14 protein-coding genes are annotated in these 16,019 nt (G+C 45.3%); 13 read left to right on the top strand and 1 reads right to left on the bottom strand.

Annotated elements, in window-relative coordinates; translation table 11 throughout:
- Positions 1 to 320: 320 nt before the first annotated feature.
- From ABXS70_RS04470 to ABXS70_RS04490, 5 genes are all read left to right on the top strand, one after another.
- Positions 321 to 1,778 carry a glycoside hydrolase family 1 protein gene (locus ABXS70_RS04470; protein ID WP_342556415.1) on the top strand — a complete coding sequence of 486 codons (1,458 nt, stop codon included), beginning with the start codon at positions 321 to 323 and terminating at the stop codon, positions 1,776 to 1,778.
- Between the two features lie 176 nt (positions 1,779 to 1,954).
- A complete protein-coding gene (locus tag ABXS70_RS04475; RefSeq protein WP_342552280.1) occupies positions 1,955 to 3,640 on the top strand; it encodes an S-layer homology domain-containing protein in 1,686 nt (561 codons plus the stop codon).
- 23 nt (positions 3,641 to 3,663) lie between these two features.
- On the top strand, positions 3,664 to 5,100 hold the full coding sequence (locus ABXS70_RS04480; RefSeq protein ID WP_366294150.1) for a glycoside hydrolase family 1 protein: 1,437 nt from the start codon (positions 3,664 to 3,666) through the stop codon (positions 5,098 to 5,100).
- Between the two features lie 223 nt (positions 5,101 to 5,323).
- On the top strand, positions 5,324 to 6,175 hold the full coding sequence (gene licT / locus ABXS70_RS04485; RefSeq protein ID WP_342552278.1) for a BglG family transcription antiterminator LicT: 852 nt from the start codon (positions 5,324 to 5,326) through the stop codon (positions 6,173 to 6,175).
- Positions 6,176 to 6,303: 128 nt separating this feature from the next.
- A complete protein-coding gene (locus ABXS70_RS04490) occupies positions 6,304 to 8,190 on the top strand; it encodes a beta-glucoside-specific PTS transporter subunit IIABC (RefSeq protein ID WP_366294154.1) in 1,887 nt (628 codons plus the stop codon).
- A 167-nt stretch (positions 8,191 to 8,357) separates the two neighbouring features.
- Here ABXS70_RS04490 and ABXS70_RS04495 read toward each other — a convergent pair whose 3' ends face one another.
- Positions 8,358 to 8,735, bottom strand: coding sequence for a PilZ domain-containing protein (locus ABXS70_RS04495; protein WP_366294157.1), 378 nt, complete (start codon positions 8,733 to 8,735; stop codon positions 8,358 to 8,360).
- A gap of 142 nt (positions 8,736 to 8,877) precedes the next feature.
- Here ABXS70_RS04495 and ABXS70_RS04500 point away from each other — a divergent pair, with 142 nt between their 5' ends.
- The 8 genes from ABXS70_RS04500 to ABXS70_RS04535 all read left to right on the top strand — a co-directional run bounded on the left by ABXS70_RS04500 (position 8,878) and on the right by ABXS70_RS04535 (position 15,760).
- Complete coding sequence (locus ABXS70_RS04500) at positions 8,878 to 9,345, top strand: DUF6386 family protein (protein WP_342552275.1); 468 nt, start codon at positions 8,878 to 8,880, stop codon at positions 9,343 to 9,345.
- A 39-nt stretch (positions 9,346 to 9,384) separates the two neighbouring features.
- A complete protein-coding gene (locus tag ABXS70_RS04505) occupies positions 9,385 to 10,080 on the top strand; it encodes a hypothetical protein (RefSeq protein WP_342552274.1) in 696 nt (231 codons plus the stop codon).
- Between the two features lie 21 nt (positions 10,081 to 10,101).
- Complete coding sequence (locus ABXS70_RS04510) at positions 10,102 to 10,428, top strand: hypothetical protein (protein ID WP_342552273.1); 327 nt, start codon at positions 10,102 to 10,104, stop codon at positions 10,426 to 10,428.
- A 38-nt stretch (positions 10,429 to 10,466) separates the two neighbouring features.
- A complete protein-coding gene (locus tag ABXS70_RS04515) occupies positions 10,467 to 10,871 on the top strand; it encodes a hypothetical protein (RefSeq protein ID WP_342552272.1) in 405 nt (134 codons plus the stop codon).
- A 129-nt stretch (positions 10,872 to 11,000) separates the two neighbouring features.
- Positions 11,001 to 11,549 carry a sigma-70 family RNA polymerase sigma factor gene (locus ABXS70_RS04520; protein ID WP_342552271.1) on the top strand — a complete coding sequence of 183 codons (549 nt, stop codon included), beginning with the start codon at positions 11,001 to 11,003 and terminating at the stop codon, positions 11,547 to 11,549.
- Positions 11,539 to 12,717 (top strand): DUF4179 domain-containing protein, encoded by a 1,179-nt coding sequence (locus tag ABXS70_RS04525; RefSeq protein WP_366294164.1) that lies wholly within the window; start codon positions 11,539 to 11,541, stop codon positions 12,715 to 12,717. Before ABXS70_RS04520 ends, ABXS70_RS04525 begins: the two co-directional genes overlap by 11 nt.
- 234 nt (positions 12,718 to 12,951) lie before the next feature.
- A complete protein-coding gene (locus tag ABXS70_RS04530) occupies positions 12,952 to 13,962 on the top strand; it encodes a pectate lyase (RefSeq protein ID WP_342556414.1) in 1,011 nt (336 codons plus the stop codon).
- Positions 13,963 to 14,212: 250 nt separating this feature from the next.
- Positions 14,213 to 15,760, top strand: a complete 1,548-nt coding sequence (locus tag ABXS70_RS04535) for a methyl-accepting chemotaxis protein (protein ID WP_366294168.1) — start codon at positions 14,213 to 14,215, stop codon at positions 15,758 to 15,760.
- Positions 15,761 to 16,019 lie beyond the last annotated feature (259 nt).

A 16,019-nucleotide genomic window follows, 5' to 3' on the forward strand; every position in this document is an offset into this window, starting at 1 on the left:
AGATGTTATCCATTAAAAATCAGCTGTTTTGGTCAGGTGAGGTCAAGTGGCTTGGATCGAATGGTTTTGGTGAATTTGATTTTACAAAATAAATGTGTTACGCTTACAACACAAGAGCAAAACAACAGAATATGTTATAACATCTTTTGATGGATTGTAACTGTGAAGACAGGCAAAACCTAAACTGATGGTGAAATGTAGGCTCCTTTTTTCGGTGCCATTTTACCCTGAGTTTAGGTTTTTCTTGTTTTCTGCTCTGTTTTGGAGCCGCTCTTGCGTATTTGAAAAACCAAAAACCATTTCGAAAAGAGGTTGTTATGATGACCACGGCAAAAAAAGGATTCCCTGAAAACTTCTTGTGGGGCGGCGCTACTGCTGCAAACCAACTGGAAGGCGCATTTGATAAGGACGGTAAAGGTCTTTCCACAGCGGATATGATCGCTCATGTGCCAAAAGAAAAGCGTACAGGCGGACATGCCATGGAAATTTCCTCTTCCCGAATCGAAGAGATTCTTTCTGGCCAAATTGAAGAACGCTTCCCGAAACGTTTTGGTATTGATTTCTACCATCGTTTTAGAGAAGATATTGCATTGTTCGCTGAAATGGGCTTCAAAGTGTTCCGTTTGTCTATCCACTGGGCACGTATTTTCCCGAACGGTTACGATCAGGAGCCGAATGAAGCAGGTCTGAAATTCTACGATGAAGTATTTGATGAACTGCATAAATATGGCATCGAACCGCTCGTTACGCTGTCTCACTATGAGACTCCGCTTGGTTTGACGCAAAAATATAATGGCTGGGCCAGCCGTGAAGTGATTGGACACTATGTGCGTTATGCAGAGACAGTATTCAACCGTTATAAAAACAAAGTAAAATACTGGCTGACGTTCAACGAGATTAACGTGATGGTGTTCAGCCCGTACACTGGTGGCGGTATTCTGATTGATAAAGTGGACAATAAGCTGCAAACAACGTATCAAGCACTGCACCATCAATTTGTAGCAAGTGCTATGGTGACGAAGCTTGCACATGAGATTATTCCTGGCTCCCAAGTGGGCTGTATGCTTGCACGTATGGAAACATATCCGGCCACTTGTAATCCGGTTGATGTCCGTCTGGCTCAGCATGAGAACCAGCTTAACCTCTTCTTTACAGACATGCATGCTCGCGGTAAATACCCGAACTACATGGCGCGTTATTTCGAAGAGAATAATATCGTGATTCAAAAAGAAGCAGGCGATGACGAAATGCTGCTGAACAACACGGTAGATTTCATCTCGTTCAGTTACTACATGTCCGTAACCAAATCGGCTTCCGCCGATGCGGCTGAGACATCGGGCAACCTCACGGGCGGCGTGAAAAACCCTTATCTCGAAGCATCCGACTGGGGCTGGGAGATCGACCCGATCGGTCTGCGCGTAACGTTGAATAACTTCTGGGATCGTTATCAGAAGCCGCTCTTTATCGTAGAGAATGGTCTGGGTGCGTATGACAAAGTCGAAGAGGATGGTTCGATCCATGACTCTTATCGTGTGGATTATCTTAAAAAGCACATCGAGCAGATGAAGGAAGCGATCAAGGATGGTGTCGAACTGATCGGATTTACCGCATGGGGCCCGATTGACCTTGTAAGCATGTCCACGTCCGAGATGTCCAAACGTTACGGCTTCATCTATGTGGATCTTGATGATGAAGGTAACGGTACGCTGGCACGCTCCAAAAAAGATTCATTTGAATGGTACAAAAATGTGATTGCCAGCAATGGTGAGCATTTGTAATTCGATTGTCTTGAACGAACTGAAAAACGTTTAGGATTGTTACCGGATATAAGCGGGCAAAACCTGACTTGAAAAGAGTGATATGAGCTATGTGCATCATACCTTGCTTTTAGTCGGCGTTTGCCCGCTTTTATTTAGGAATCAGCACACATGAAATGACCTGGGAGGGGTTCTGTTTGAAAAGATGGAGTAAAGGCATAAAAAATGTATCCTGTATGTTAGCACTAACGCTTAGTTTGAGTGTAATATGGCCTGGAACAACAGGTGCTGAGCGTGCACAAGTGAAACACATTCAGGCAAACACGTTTGTTGGGGATCCGGGAGAGATGGTTGAATCGTTCGACATCACCGTTGCAGACGTAGAAAAGTACAAGAATCTCAAGGCTTCCGATTTCGATGTTACAGGCAACTACGACGGTTATCCCTTGAATGCTGCTGAAGAGATTGTACAAAACAATTATGAAGACGACGGCATCACATTGACCATGAAGGACGATACCATTCACATGGCTGTGAAGCCTTTCAAATATCCGGGAGGAATGAAATCTGAGTTTGCTGTAACGAGCAAAACGTACCCGGAGCTTTCTTTTGATAAAAAAAGCGTAGACCAAGTGAAAACACGTACTGTGGACGAGTTTGAAAAAGCACAATTCACTGCGAGCAATGGCGTGAAACTGTCCTATAATCTGAAGCACAGTCCTTCCAACGAAGCTAAGCCGCTTGTGGTATGGCTTCACGGTGGCGGTGAGGTTGGAACAGACGGACGTAATCACCTGACCGCGAATCGCGGAGCGGTAGTCTGGACCGAATCGGGGTATGATACATCTGTACTTGCGGTACAGTACCCTGAGAATTACAGCTTCAAAATCTATAATAACGCAGAACAGCTGCCTATCATGCAGGATTATTTCACGGCCCAGTATGAGTTGATTCAGAAGCTCGTCGCAGATGGGAATGTAGACCCTGACCGGATCTATCTGGCGGGTGTATCCAGCGGCGGTGGCGGTGCTTTCCGCTTTATGATTCAGTATCCAGATTTGTTTGCTGGAGCGATCATCGCTGCAGCCAAAGATACCGTTGCGGATTATACAGGTTCCGTTGATGCGTTTAAGAAGGAACTCAAAGGTATTGTAGACGTACCGATCTGGATTATGCATGCCAAAAGCGACCCAACGACAGATAGTCGTACAAGCTCGCTCGCTTATCAGGCATTGACAGAAATGGGAGCGAAAAAGGTTCATTTGGATCTGTACGATGATGCATATATGGATAGTCAACGATTGTACGGAGGCTTGAAACATTGGTCATGGGTACCTGCTTTTAACAATAAAGAGGTAATCGACAGCCTGTTCAAACTCCACAAAGGAACAGTGGAAGAGCAGGGTACAGATGAGGGTGCGTCAGAGCATATTGTAAAGCCGTCTGAACCCGTAACTCGGGCACAAATGGCAGTCGTTCTCGCTGATGCTCTGCAGCTCCCCGAGGTGACGGGAGATTACCCTTATGCAGATCAGGCTCCGGATTGGGCCGCTCAAGCCATTGCGAAAGTGACTAAAGCGGGACTGATGAACGGAATCGGAGCCCAAATGTTTGCGCCGGAGAAGGAAGTAACCCGAGCACAAATGGCAGTTATCACTGATCATATTTTAGCAAGTAAAAAATGGAAGCCTTCGGCGAATTCCACCTTGCCCGCGTTCAAAGATACCACCAGCAAACACTGGGCGTACACAGCAGTTCAGAACAGTGTTCTTGCAGGTGTGATGACAGGGATGAGCAAAGATCAATTTGGTGTGACACAGCCTGTAACAGGTGAGCAGCTTGAACGAATGATAGCGCAGCTGCAGGAACTTGGAGCCAAATAGACCAATCAATCATGAGAGGATGGATGAATGTGACAACACCATTTCCGAAAGACTTCCTCTGGGGCGGCGCAGTAGCGGCTAACCAGCTTGAAGGAGCATATAATACCGATGGCAAAGGTCTGTCTGTACAGGATGTGATGCCGGGTGGCATTAAAACACCTAGAACGGAAGGACCTACAGAAGATAACCTGAAACTGATCGGCATTGATTTTTATAACCGTTATAAAGAGGATGTTAAGCTGTTTGCCGAGATGGGATTCAAAGTGTTCCGTACATCCATCGCCTGGTCACGCATTTTCCCAAAAGGTGATGAGCTTGAGCCGAACGAGAAAGGGCTCCAGTTTTATGATGATCTATTCGACGAGTGTCATAGATACGGGATTGAACCGCTAGTAACGATCTCTCACTACGAGACGCCGCTGCATCTGTCCAAGACCTACGATGGCTGGGTGAACCGCAAAATGATTGAATTCTACGAGCGTTATGTTACAGTCCTGTTTAACCGTTTCAAAGGTAAAGTGAAGTACTGGCTGACGTTTAATGAAATTAACTCCATTCTGGAGGAGCCGTTCATGAGCGGAGGTATTTATACGCCAAAAGAAGAATTGTCCAAGCAGGATCTGTATCAAGCGATTCACCATGAACTTGTCGCAAGTGCTCTTGCGGTCAAATTGGGTCATGAGATCATGCCCGAAGCCAAAATTGGCTGCATGGTGCTGAGCATGCCAACTTATCCGCTTACGCCGAATCCGGATGATGTCGTTGCAGCGATGCATGCAGAGCAGCGCAATGATATTTTTGCCGATATGCACGCTCGCGGTTATTATCCGAAATACATCAATCGTTACTTCAAAGCGAATAACATCAACATCAAGTTTGAGGATGGAGACGCGGAGATTCTTAAACATACAGTAGACTTCATCTCATTCAGCTACTATGTAAGTATCTGTGAGACTGGTGACCCTGAGAAGCGCAAAGAAGGTAAAGGAAACCTGTTTGCAGGTGTACCTAACCCATACTTGAAAGCAAGTGAATGGGGCTGGCAGATTGATCCGCAGGGCCTGCGTGTAACCCTTAATAAATACTGGGACCGATATCAGAAACCGTTGTTTATTGTCGAAAATGGCTTAGGGGCTGTCGATGAATTGATCACTGATGAAAACGGCAATAAAACTGTCAACGATGACTACCGTATTCAATATCTTAACGACCATCTGGTTCAAGTTGGTGAAGCTCTTGAAGACGGCGTAGATGTAATGGGTTATACATCCTGGGGCTGTATTGACCTTGTGAGTGCTTCTACGGCCGAGATGAAGAAACGTTACGGGTTCATCTATGTAGATCGCAATAATGACGGTTCGGGCACACTGGAACGTTACAAGAAAAAGTCGTTCCACTGGTACAAAGAAGTGATTAGTACAAATGGTGCAGCACTTACAAATATTAACGCAAAATCCTGATTCTAAAGTCCTTATCATATGAATGCCTATATGTCGTATTGACGTACATTAAACGCTTTCAGAAAAACATTGTCACATGCAATTTAATATGGTAAGATAGGCCCAAGGCTAATGAATACTGGATTGTTACTGTTCAATCAGGCAAAACCAGAGGCAGGCATACTTCGTGACCTGTTTTGGTTTTGCCTTTTACTACTTTGACGGTGCAAGGTGATGTGAAGAAATGAAAATTGAGAAGGTACTGAACAACAACGTAGTTACTGTAATTGACCCGGGAGGTAACGAACTGGTCGTTATGGGGCGTGGAATTGCCTTCAAAAAGCATACAGGTGAATCAGTCGACGAGAGTCTCGTCGAAAAAATATTTTCGCTCGAAAGCAAGGAAGTATCCCAGAAATTGAAGACGCTTCTGTCGGATATTCCGGTTGAATATGTGGAGTGTTCGGATGAAATTATCCGTTACGCCGAGACGGTACTTGGTGAGAGGCTTCATGAAAGCATCTACATTTCACTAACCGATCATATTCATTTTGCCATTGACCGGCATCGTCAAGGATTACAGATTCGTAATGCGCTGTTTTGGGAGATCAAACGCATGTACCGCAAGGAATATGCGATCGGACTCAAGGCACTGCAGATTATCGAAGAGACACTGGGTGTTCTGCTTCCCGAGGACGAATGCGCATTCATCGCTATGCATCTGGTTAATGCCCAGATGAACGGTGAGATGAGAGAAACGATCAGTATTACAAATATCGTAAAAGATATTCTGAACATCGTTCGGCGCAGCTTTGTGATTGAACTCGACGAAGATTCACTGAGCTATTACAGGTTCCTCACCCATCTGAAATTCTTTGCGCAGCGTGTACTGCAGGGCAAGGCCATTGAGGACAAAGAAGAGGATAACCCGCTTCATGATCTGGTGAGCAAACAATATCCTGAAGCACATGCATGTGCAGTCAAGATTAACGATTATACACGTAAAATATATAATCGGGTCTTGTCCAAGGAAGAAGTTCTGTATCTCACCATCCATATTGAACGTGTTGTTCGAAATGAACAGCCAATTGAATAGTTTTGGGATTGTTACTGCAAAAAAGGCAAAACCTAAACGTTGATTGATGATAAGCTCTTATGCTTGGTCATTATTCAGTGTTTAGGTTTTTTTTTAACCTTGAATACACACAAAAGGAGCAAAACATAATGGATAAACAACAATTGTCCAAAGATATTCTGAAATTAGTCGGCGGCGAAGAGAATATTGATCAAGTCACCCACTGCATGACAAGACTCAGATTTAACTTGAATGACAACAAAAAAGCGGATAAAGAAACATTAAAGAACACACCTGGGGTTATGGGTGTTATGGAGAATGGTGGACAGTTCCAGGTCATCATCGGTAACGATGTACCGAAGGTCTACAATGCACTGGTGGGTAACATGTCGAAAGGTGCTAATGCCGGATCTTCTGCAGTTTCTGCAGGTGAAAAGAAGAAGAGAAATCCGATAAGTGCCCTGTTCGACTTCATTTCAGGTGTATTTACTCCAATCCTCCCGGCTATTACCGGCGCAGGTATGATCAAAGGGATCATAGCCATCCTTGTTGCGTTCAACTGGCTGTCCGATAAGAGTTCGACTTATATTATTTTATCTGCGATTGGTGATGGTGCTTTCTACTTCCTGCCAATCATCCTTGCCATCAGTGCTGCTAAGAAATTGGGAAGCAATATGTATATTGGAGCAGCGCTTGCGGCCGGGATTATGCACCCAACCATTACAGCTTTGCTGACAGAAGGAGACTCATCGTTCGCGGGGATTAAAGTCGTCGCAGCAACCTATTCTTCAACGGTTATCCCGATTGTTATTGCGATCTGGATTGCTTCTTACGTGGAAAAAGCGGTTGACCGCATTACCCATTCATCAGTAAAACTCATCGTCGTACCAACGGTTACCTTGCTGATCATGGTTCCACTTACATTGATTGCGATTGGACCACTGGGTTCCATTATCGGTAATGGTATGTCTGGCGGTATTGCTTGGTTGTTCGATAATGCGTCCATCCTTGCAAGTATTCTGATTGGTGGAACGATGTCACTGTTAATCATCACAGGTATGCACTATGCCCTGCTGCCGATCATTGTAGGTTCCATGACTACATTAGGTTATGACTTTATTATTCCTTTGATGCTTGCAGCGAACTGGGCTCAAGCGGGTGGAGCGATTGGTGTAGGACTTCGTTCCAAAAATGGACAAACGAAATCTATGGCTTATTCTACAGGTCTGACAGCATTTATGGGGATTACTGAACCAGCGATGTATGGTGTTAATATGAGATACAAAAAACCGTTTGTTGCTGCACTCATCGGTGGGGCAATTGGCGGTGGCTTTATGGGTATTGTGAAGGTTAAAGCATATGTATTGACAGGTCTTGTAGGTTTACCGGGACTTGCAGCATTTATCAGTCCGTCAATCAGTACATTAATATATGGTATTCTTGGTGGTCTCATTGCAATTGCCTCTGCAGCGATAATTACGTACATCTTGGGATTCCAGGAAAATAATACTCCACAAGCTGCAGCTGTAACCGAGCCGGTTAAAGAATCAGCTCCAGTTGTAACGGAAGAAACAAAAGCGCAGGATGAGCAGGTATTCAGCCCGATCACGGGTGAAGTCAGACCGCTGAGCGAAGTTCCGGACCCTGCATTCTCTGAAGAAATTATGGGTAAAGGGTACGCAATTCAACCGTCTGAAGGTCGTGTCGTTTCTCCGATCAACGGTACTGTGTTCTCCCTCTCGAAGAGCGGACATGCCATCGGATTGGTCAGTGACACTGGAGCCGAGATGCTGATTCATATCGGTATTGATACCGTGAAGCTGAAAGGCCAGTTCTTCTCGCCTAAAGTTCAAGCAGGTGCGAAAGTTTCTGTAGGTGATGTCTTGATGGAGTTTGACCGGGAAGAAATTGAAAAAGCCGGCTATACGACGATTACGCCAGTCATTATTACAAACATGCATCAGTATGCATCCATTGAGTCTGCTGGTCGTACAACCGTGAAGGAACAGGAACTGCTGTTCACAGCAAAAGCCTGATTCCATATCATCCGTATAACAAAAGCAGCTGTTTTCCTGAAATGTATCCAGGGAAACAGCTGCTTCTTTTTTTGCTGCATGAGGAAAGCCCTAAGTCATATGTATATTGGACAGAAGAAGGCTCTAACTCAGCTTTTATATATATGATCCGTCAGAAGAATGTTCGTTTATTTGACAACAATTTTGCCTTGTCCTGCGAGCATACGCATCTCCCGGGAAAGGCGGTCCTGATCTTCTTTTTCAACATCAAGCTGCACGCCGTAGTACCATGACATATTTTTCTCCAGCCCCCAGCGGAGTGTGCCCTCGATATATAATAAATCTTCAAACAGCTTCAGGTTGATCGCAATACGTATATCGTTATTTTCGACAGGAAGGGAGAGCGGAAAAGCCAGCTGACAGCCGGAACGGCTGATATCAAGCAGCTCGGCCTGAATAGGCTTGGGAGGACCGTCCATGCCATTAATGCTTAGAATGTAAATTTCAAAATTCATAGGTTCCTTCAGCGTATAACGAAAAGGTTCTTTCCTGTTATTAATTGGCATAGATTCCTCCATCAAATTCAAAAAATTCCGTTATCGTTATATCGTCAATTTTGAACCAGAAATGAAGAGTGCTGATGCGATGGTTCGAGAGTTCCATTTTATGTGCGGTACAGGCTTGTTATAATGGAAGGAAGAGAGGGTGATGAGTATGCAGGGAACATTTCAGATGGATACAGATACAGCCACAATGTGCTGCTATGATTTGGCGTCATTAGAGCATCGTCTTGAGGATACATCGGACTGGTGGTCCATCCCGGAGGATGAATTAGGGGAGAGCAACGCGGGCCATTGTTTGTTTTTCAACCTCGGTGAGGACGGTACATACGAAGTGCAGTGGAGTGTGCATGAAGCTGGTTGGCAAGCTGAGGCTGAAATAGCAGAGGGAAACACGTATTATCTGCAAGTTCCTTCTGGCAGGGTTTATATAGGTGCTGCAGATGATGTCAGCGGCGGAGAATTGGAGCCGGATGAGCTGTCTCAGGGGATCTTTATACAACTGGTACCCGGAAATTATGCCTGCACCGTACGCAGAAAAGCAAACCGGATATCCGTTATCATTCAACCTGGTAATCAAGGGAAGAACGCGCTGCACGATCTGATTCGAATATAGACTGCATTACATACTTACTTGATGTTAGGAGAGATGCATATGCAGCATTGGACAGGCACACCAATCATAGATGCCCCTGTTTTGCATCGGCTAATGCGGACACTTGCGGCACTTGATATTATTTTGTCTGAAGAGGAATGGCTCCGCGTACATCGTTATCACAACAACACTCTCCAGTCGGATGCAGCATGGGGAAGTGTGCATAACGGAGCAGGAGATCACCTGCATGTACTGTTTACCAATAAGGGCACATTACTCAAAGGATTTGATCATGAATCTCCGCTCAGTCCACATAACGGTGAAGACGATGAAATCTATCCGGGAATGTACGACGAGGTACCCGAGTGCTTCATGCGTATTCTAGACCAGCATGAAGATGCGCTGGATCGGGATGATGTGACTTTCTGTATATGGCAGGAGAAAGACCAGCTGAATTGGATGACAGGCCGCTGGCTTGAGCTTGCTGCAGCTGAGGAGGATGAATCGGATGCCGAGGGTGGAGCAGCATTTCTGCTCGGTTATATTGAGGAGACCCCTGAAGCGTACATAGATTGGGCTGAAGGATACTACGATATACAGGCGATGTCTTTAGCCGCTGTGACGGAAATATATAACGAAGCACCGATTAGTGCAGAACTGATTCGAAGATTGAATCCGAAGCGTGATGTGTCAGCAGCCCTGGACGAACTGGAGCGGTACGGATACGCTGTGCTGCGAGGCGAAGGAAGTAAATGACTTTGAGTGAGGAGGCGCATTATGGGGTGGGAATACGTAATCGGAACACAAGAGCCCGCGGTGCTGCCCGATATGATTCAGCGACTGGCGGCCTCGCTTACATACGGAAGTATGTACAGCCTGAAGCAGTACAGCGAAGGTTTTATCCTTGAGCGTGACGATGCATCTTGGCCGCGAGCGCTGGAAGTATGGCTGGAGGAAGCGAGTGGTCTGGAAGAAATAGCGGATGGTGAACGATATATCTATTGTCTTTTTCATATCGCGGGAGAAGAAGGACGAGTCTGGAGACAGCAGCTTGAGGGCGTAACCAGTCAGTTTCCTGAAATATTTGAATGGTTTGAATTGTAATGGTGAAAGTGACGAACACGAGGATGGGAGGGGAAGCTGTGGCGAGAACATCCAAAAGCAAAATCCCGGTACTTGCGTACCGATATGAAGGGCCGGAGAGGAACATCGGGTTTACCTTGTCACCTTTGTACATTAACGAAGATGCACATGAGGCACGGCAGGAGGATATGCTGTTTATTTATGATGAGGATTTCAAGTATGTTCGACCCGCGATCAATCACGTTTTTCCGTTAACGGACCCGCGAAGTGGAGAAGAACTGGAGGCATTTGATCCATGCTGGGACAATCCGATTGTGAAAGAGGTATGGCTTAGGATCTTGACCGAGATAGAGCAGGGGCAGCCTGCTGAGCCGGAGCTGCAGTTGTTTTTGCAATCGTTAACGGCCTGGATTCGGAAGGTACTGGAGTCGGCTGACGGTATTGAAGTTACGGGCAATCTTTGAATAGCGTGTGATAAGTGAAGGATAGAAGCTCCGAGAAGTTGAGGCGGAGCTTTTTTTAATGCAAAAAAGAAAAACGATCTGACGCTTTCACCCGTCTTATACCAAAGAGAGAGAAGGAGGGGAAAACGAGTGGATACCGAGACAGGCATGAAGCCATTGATTGGCGTACAGATTGAAGATGAATCTGCATTTGTGCAGTCCGTGATGGAGCATCAGGATACGTTATCTGCTATTGCATACAGTTATCTTCGTAACCAGCAGGATGCGCAGGAAGCAATCCAGGAGATGACCTGCAGAGCCTGGAGTAAACGCCGTACGCTCAAACATGGGAAGGCCTTCAAATCATGGATCATTCGTATTTTGATCTATATCTGTATCGATGAACAGCGCCGCCGGAAGCGTGCTGTACCTCAGGCGGAGGAGAGCATGGAGAATCACGTTCCGGCTTCGTGGATGATCAGTGTGGAGGAAAACCGAATTGCGATGCAGTCTCTTTTGCAGAAAATAAAACCGAAGTACCGGCATGTCCTGCTGCTGAAATACTACAACGATATGACCGTGACTGATATTGCCTTGATTCTTGAAAAACCGGAAGGCACGATCAAGACATGGCAGCATAAGGGGCTCGAACAGCTGCGCAAACTGATGAAGAACAGGAGGGATTGGCATGACCATTAGCCCGGAGGAAAAAGCACTGCTGGCAGATGCCTACGAGGTTAAGAAGGAACAAAGACAATTGAACCCCGCAGATACGACGGCAGCCATTCAACGTGGATTGGCAAAAGCCAGAACGAACAGACCGCGAATAAACAAACGGATGAAATGGATTACAGTCCTATTTGCCATATCACTGGCCATGGTGGGGCTGCTGTTAGGGCCCTTCAGAGACTACGGACAGCAGCAGCAGACGACTTCTCCCGAGCCTTCCGTTCATTGGGGCAAGCTGGAACCTTTTCGCGAATTATTAAGCAAAGATCAAGAACGTATCACTCTTGCATCCGCACTTAAACATGATTATGTACAGCTTATAGATCAGACGGTAAAAAGGGGGAAATACGAGCTTACCGTAGATGCAGTAATGGCCGATGAGAATCGAATCACGATGCTGTACTCGGCCCAAATGGACACTTCTGGTGGAATCTATTCCATTGTGAACACCAAATTAACGGATGCCTCCACAGGATATGTAATAGATAACGGCAGCATCGGCAGTTTACATTACTCGGATGAACATCATATCCTGCGCGGCCGAACCACGTTTGAGCGCAGCCGCAGTCGGTCGCTTCCAGAAAAATTAAATTTTCAATTTCAGCTTTCCTCAGTTGTTCAAGAGAATCCTAAGCGTGTAAATGGAGAAGGACAAGAGAAGCAGGGACCTCAGACGCAGCAGACACAGGAACGAAAGTACGAATTCTCCAAAAAAATGAATATATCGGTTGTGTTGGACCCGAAATTTTCAATTCCTAAAACAGAGATCATTCCTGTGAACCGAACATTCAAATTTGGGGACTATGAAGTATTGGTTGCGGAGGTGGAATTGTCACCGCTGGTTGCAAGAGTGAAATTTGATTATGATCCTACGCAAAAGCTTGACTATGAGACGGAGTCGTTCATTAGCGATATAATTCAGCCCTCGGAGATCATAACGATCTCCAAAAATGGAGAACGGACAAACCTACCCCAAATTGGAGGTAGCGGAACTGGAAATGGGATGACGTATTCGTTCAGCAGCAATATGCTGGATAAACCCGAATCAATTCTATTGAAGGTGCGGGGGAAACCTGGCAAGGCCTATGCTGATTTGAAGGAAGCTGCGGAAGATCAATTCGAAATCAAAGTTAAATAAATGCAGAACATAGACGGGATGAGTTAACGGTCGAGTATAACCGGGGCTCATCTTTCTGTTTTTTCACTATATCTGACCAGCTGTTGCAAAAAAGATAAAATTATTGTCCTTTTGCAGGGAATGTATTGTCACAATGCAGGTTACAAGCTATAATCGAGTTGTTTGAAGGAACAAATTACAAAGGATGGTGATATTTTGAAGAAATTCTCATTGCTTTTACTTGCAGTCACACTGATGCTGTTAACGGTTTCGACGGCCCCTGCTTCCTATACCTATGGTGCGGCCGGTTTCCCCAACACGGGTACGAATGGACTAACCGGTTTTGCAGGCAATGCCAAGAATGAGAACGGTGTATCCAAGGCAGCGACGACAGGAGGCAGGAACGGGCAAGTTGTGTATGTCAGCAATCTGAATGATCTGAGAACACATATGGCCGGCTCCACAGCCAAGATTGTCGTTGTTGAACAGAATATTTCTTCCTCCAGCTTGCAAAAAGTTGAATTTGGTTCCAACAAAACGTTAGTAGGTTCTTTTGACAGGCATACCTTAACGAACATTCATTTCAGATCTACTTCAGGATCAAGCAACGTGATCTTTCAAAATCTGACGTTTAACCATTCAGCGAACATCAATGCCAACGATGATATCCAGATGTACATTACTTCCGGCTCGAATTACTGGATTGACCATGTCACATTCTCCGGCCATAACTACAGCTCGGGCGGCAGCGATCTGGACAAACTCTTGTATATTGGTGATCGTGCAGATTATATCACCATCAGCAACTCCAAATTTGCTAATCATAAATATGGCATTATTCTGGGACATCCCAATGATGGTAACAGCAGCTACAACGGTGTGCCGCATGTAACGATGTCCAACAACTATTTCGAAAACCTGTATGTACGCGGGCCTGGGCTTATGCGCTACGGGTACTTCCACATCAAAAACAACTATGCTAACAATTTTAATCAAGCAATTACCATTGGAGAGAAGGCCCGGATTTATTCCGAAAACAACTACTTTGGAGCAGGCGCAGAAAAAGGCGGTATTCTGGACGATAAAGGCAGGGGCGAATTCACAGATACAGGCAGTACACCTGCGCTGAGCAGCAAAGTTTCTCCAAAAACGAACTGGAGACCAAGCTCCAATTACAGCTATCAGGTCGAAAGTGCCAGCTACGCGCGTGAATTTGTTACAAAATATGCTGGATCATCCAATACAACATTGGTATTTGGCAAATAACAGAGGACCGGATTCCTGCTGAATATGAAAGAAAAACAGAGCCTGCTTTGTGTGTAACTGCACATGAGCAGGCTTTTTATTTTGGCATGATATGATATGCAAGCATGTTATTTTGCGGATTTTATTTCATTTGCATGAACTGCCGCCGATATATAGTTTAAAGCAGTCGGTGTGTATATTTTTGAAGCTGCATATCTGCCTGCATCCGATTAAACTTACATATTAAACCTACATCAAAGGCGGGGTACACATGAATCGTATGGACGAAATTATCTGGAAAAGAAATAAAATCATCACCATGATGTTATGGATTGTAGTGGCATTTGGAATGAGTATTGCTTTTTCCGCTCCAAAGTTGTTTATTTCCAATAGTATTGTAGTGCTGTATGGCATTTGGCTGATTTATGCTAACACCAAAAAGAAACATATCCATCTGATTCCGTGGATAAACGCCGCTCTTATCATTGCATGCGGTATTTTTGCTAGCTGGGGAACGGTCGATTCAATCATAGCAATCGTTATATCGGCTCTACTGCTCGTGTATCCGGATAAGCGCCTATTTATCAGTGGATTCTCGGTTTTGCTTGCAAACAGCATTCTGCAGCTGTTGATTGTCCCTGTTTCTACTCGTGAGCAGTTTATAGACGATTTAACGAATGTGGTGCTTTTTGCAGTGGCGGGCGTTATTTTGGGCGTTGTGTCTGCGTTAAACCAAAAGCTGTTTCAAGAGAGTGAAAACAGATGGAATGAGGTAGAGAATTCCCGGAAGCGTGTAGAAGAGATGCTTGAACGTGTGAAAAAATCCGTGACAGGGCTTTCCCATTATACGGAACAGCTCAAGCAAAAGGTGGATATGACTGGCTCCATTACGAATGAAGTGACGGTTGGATTCAGCGAAGTTGCCAAAGGAGTAGAGTTTCAAGCATCAAGTATTGCCGAAATCTCCGAGTCTCTTTCTCTGTCTGACCGTCAGATCCAGGATGTGGCCACCCATTCTTTGCAGATGAAAGAGCTGTCCGCAAGCATGGCTTCAAGCACACAGATGGGAAGTGAACAGATAGATCATTTGAATGTGCAGATGAGGGAATTGTATACCGCTATTCATACGACTGCTGAAGATATGCAGAAGTTCAATGAACAGAGCGAGTCCATGACGATGATGCTGAACAGCATCTCCGATATTGCAACCCAAACGAACCTGCTTGCGCTGAATGCGGCAATTGAAGCAGCGCGTGCAGGAGAGCATGGACGGGGATTTGCAGTTGTGTCAGAGGAAGTACGCAAGCTGGCTGAGAGCTCGGGTCAATCTGCCCACGAGATTACAACGATTCTGACAGGGGTGAGAACACAAACACAGGCGCTGACAAGCAGGTTTGAAGGTATTCGCCAGTCCTTGCAGCAGGGAAGAGAAAGTGTGCAGACAGCCGGTGAAGTATTCCAGTCTATTCATTCCAGTTCACAGGATGTGCTCACGCAGGCTGCAGATATTGAAACAAGTTCGGCAGTCATGAAGGCGTCCTCGACCCGGGTGGTGAATGAAATCTCCGAAATCTCCAGTGTGACACAGCAGTCCAGTGCGGCAGCTGAAGAAATACTGGCGAGCATGGAAGAACAGCGTAATCTGACACAACGTATGGTGGAAAGCTTTGGTGGGCTCGAGAGGCTGATTGTCGATTTAAGCTTATTAGTGTCGGATCATCAGACAACGAGTGAAGCTTCAGACAAGAAAGCTGAGGAAGCGAATCTTAAAGTAAACGCTGCGGCAGTCCAATCCGGCCTGGAAGCGAAGAGCGCTTAGGTCCTGTGGAGAAGCAGCAAGTACAATGAACAAGCAGGTTCAGGTTAAATATGACAAGCTGAAAAGAGCCCGCCAGTGCGTAAATATAACGTGCTGTGCGGGCTTTTAATTATCCACGCAATATAGGGACTAAAAACGAGCCGTTAAAGCGTACATGCCATAAAAGCATATATTTTTTTATACATATTAATTTTATACATAAATTACCGATATACATAAAGTGGTACGAAATGCATGTTTATGAAGTTACTATGTACTA

Origin of the sequence: Paenibacillus sp. AN1007 (genome assembly GCF_040702995.1) — a bacterium.
In the GTDB taxonomy this organism is placed as follows: domain Bacteria; phylum Bacillota; class Bacilli; order Paenibacillales; family Paenibacillaceae; genus Paenibacillus.

What these genes read in the sequence shown, in the direction of transcription:
- ABXS70_RS04470 (WP_342556415.1), top strand. Translation starts at nt 321, where the DNA reads ATGACCACGGCAAAAAAAGGATTCCCTGAAAACTTCTTGTGGGGCGGC.
- ABXS70_RS04480 (WP_366294150.1), top strand. Translation starts at nt 3,664, where the DNA reads ATGAATGTGACAACACCATTTCCGAAAGACTTCCTCTGGGGCGGCGCA.
- licT (WP_342552278.1), top strand. Translation starts at nt 5,324, where the DNA reads ATGAAAATTGAGAAGGTACTGAACAACAACGTAGTTACTGTAATTGAC.
- ABXS70_RS04490 (WP_366294154.1), top strand. Translation starts at nt 6,304, where the DNA reads ATGGATAAACAACAATTGTCCAAAGATATTCTGAAATTAGTCGGCGGC.
- ABXS70_RS04495 (WP_366294157.1), bottom strand. Translation starts at nt 8,735, where the DNA reads ATGCCAATTAATAACAGGAAAGAACCTTTTCGTTATACGCTGAAGGAA.
- ABXS70_RS04500 (WP_342552275.1), top strand. Translation starts at nt 8,878, where the DNA reads ATGAGTATGCAGGGAACATTTCAGATGGATACAGATACAGCCACAATG.
- ABXS70_RS04505 (WP_342552274.1), top strand. Translation starts at nt 9,385, where the DNA reads ATGCAGCATTGGACAGGCACACCAATCATAGATGCCCCTGTTTTGCAT.
- ABXS70_RS04510 (WP_342552273.1), top strand. Translation starts at nt 10,102, where the DNA reads ATGGGGTGGGAATACGTAATCGGAACACAAGAGCCCGCGGTGCTGCCC.
- ABXS70_RS04525 (WP_366294164.1), top strand. Translation starts at nt 11,539, where the DNA reads ATGACCATTAGCCCGGAGGAAAAAGCACTGCTGGCAGATGCCTACGAG.
- ABXS70_RS04530 (WP_342556414.1), top strand. Translation starts at nt 12,952, where the DNA reads ATGCTGTTAACGGTTTCGACGGCCCCTGCTTCCTATACCTATGGTGCG.
- ABXS70_RS04535 (WP_366294168.1), top strand. Translation starts at nt 14,213, where the DNA reads ATGAATCGTATGGACGAAATTATCTGGAAAAGAAATAAAATCATCACC.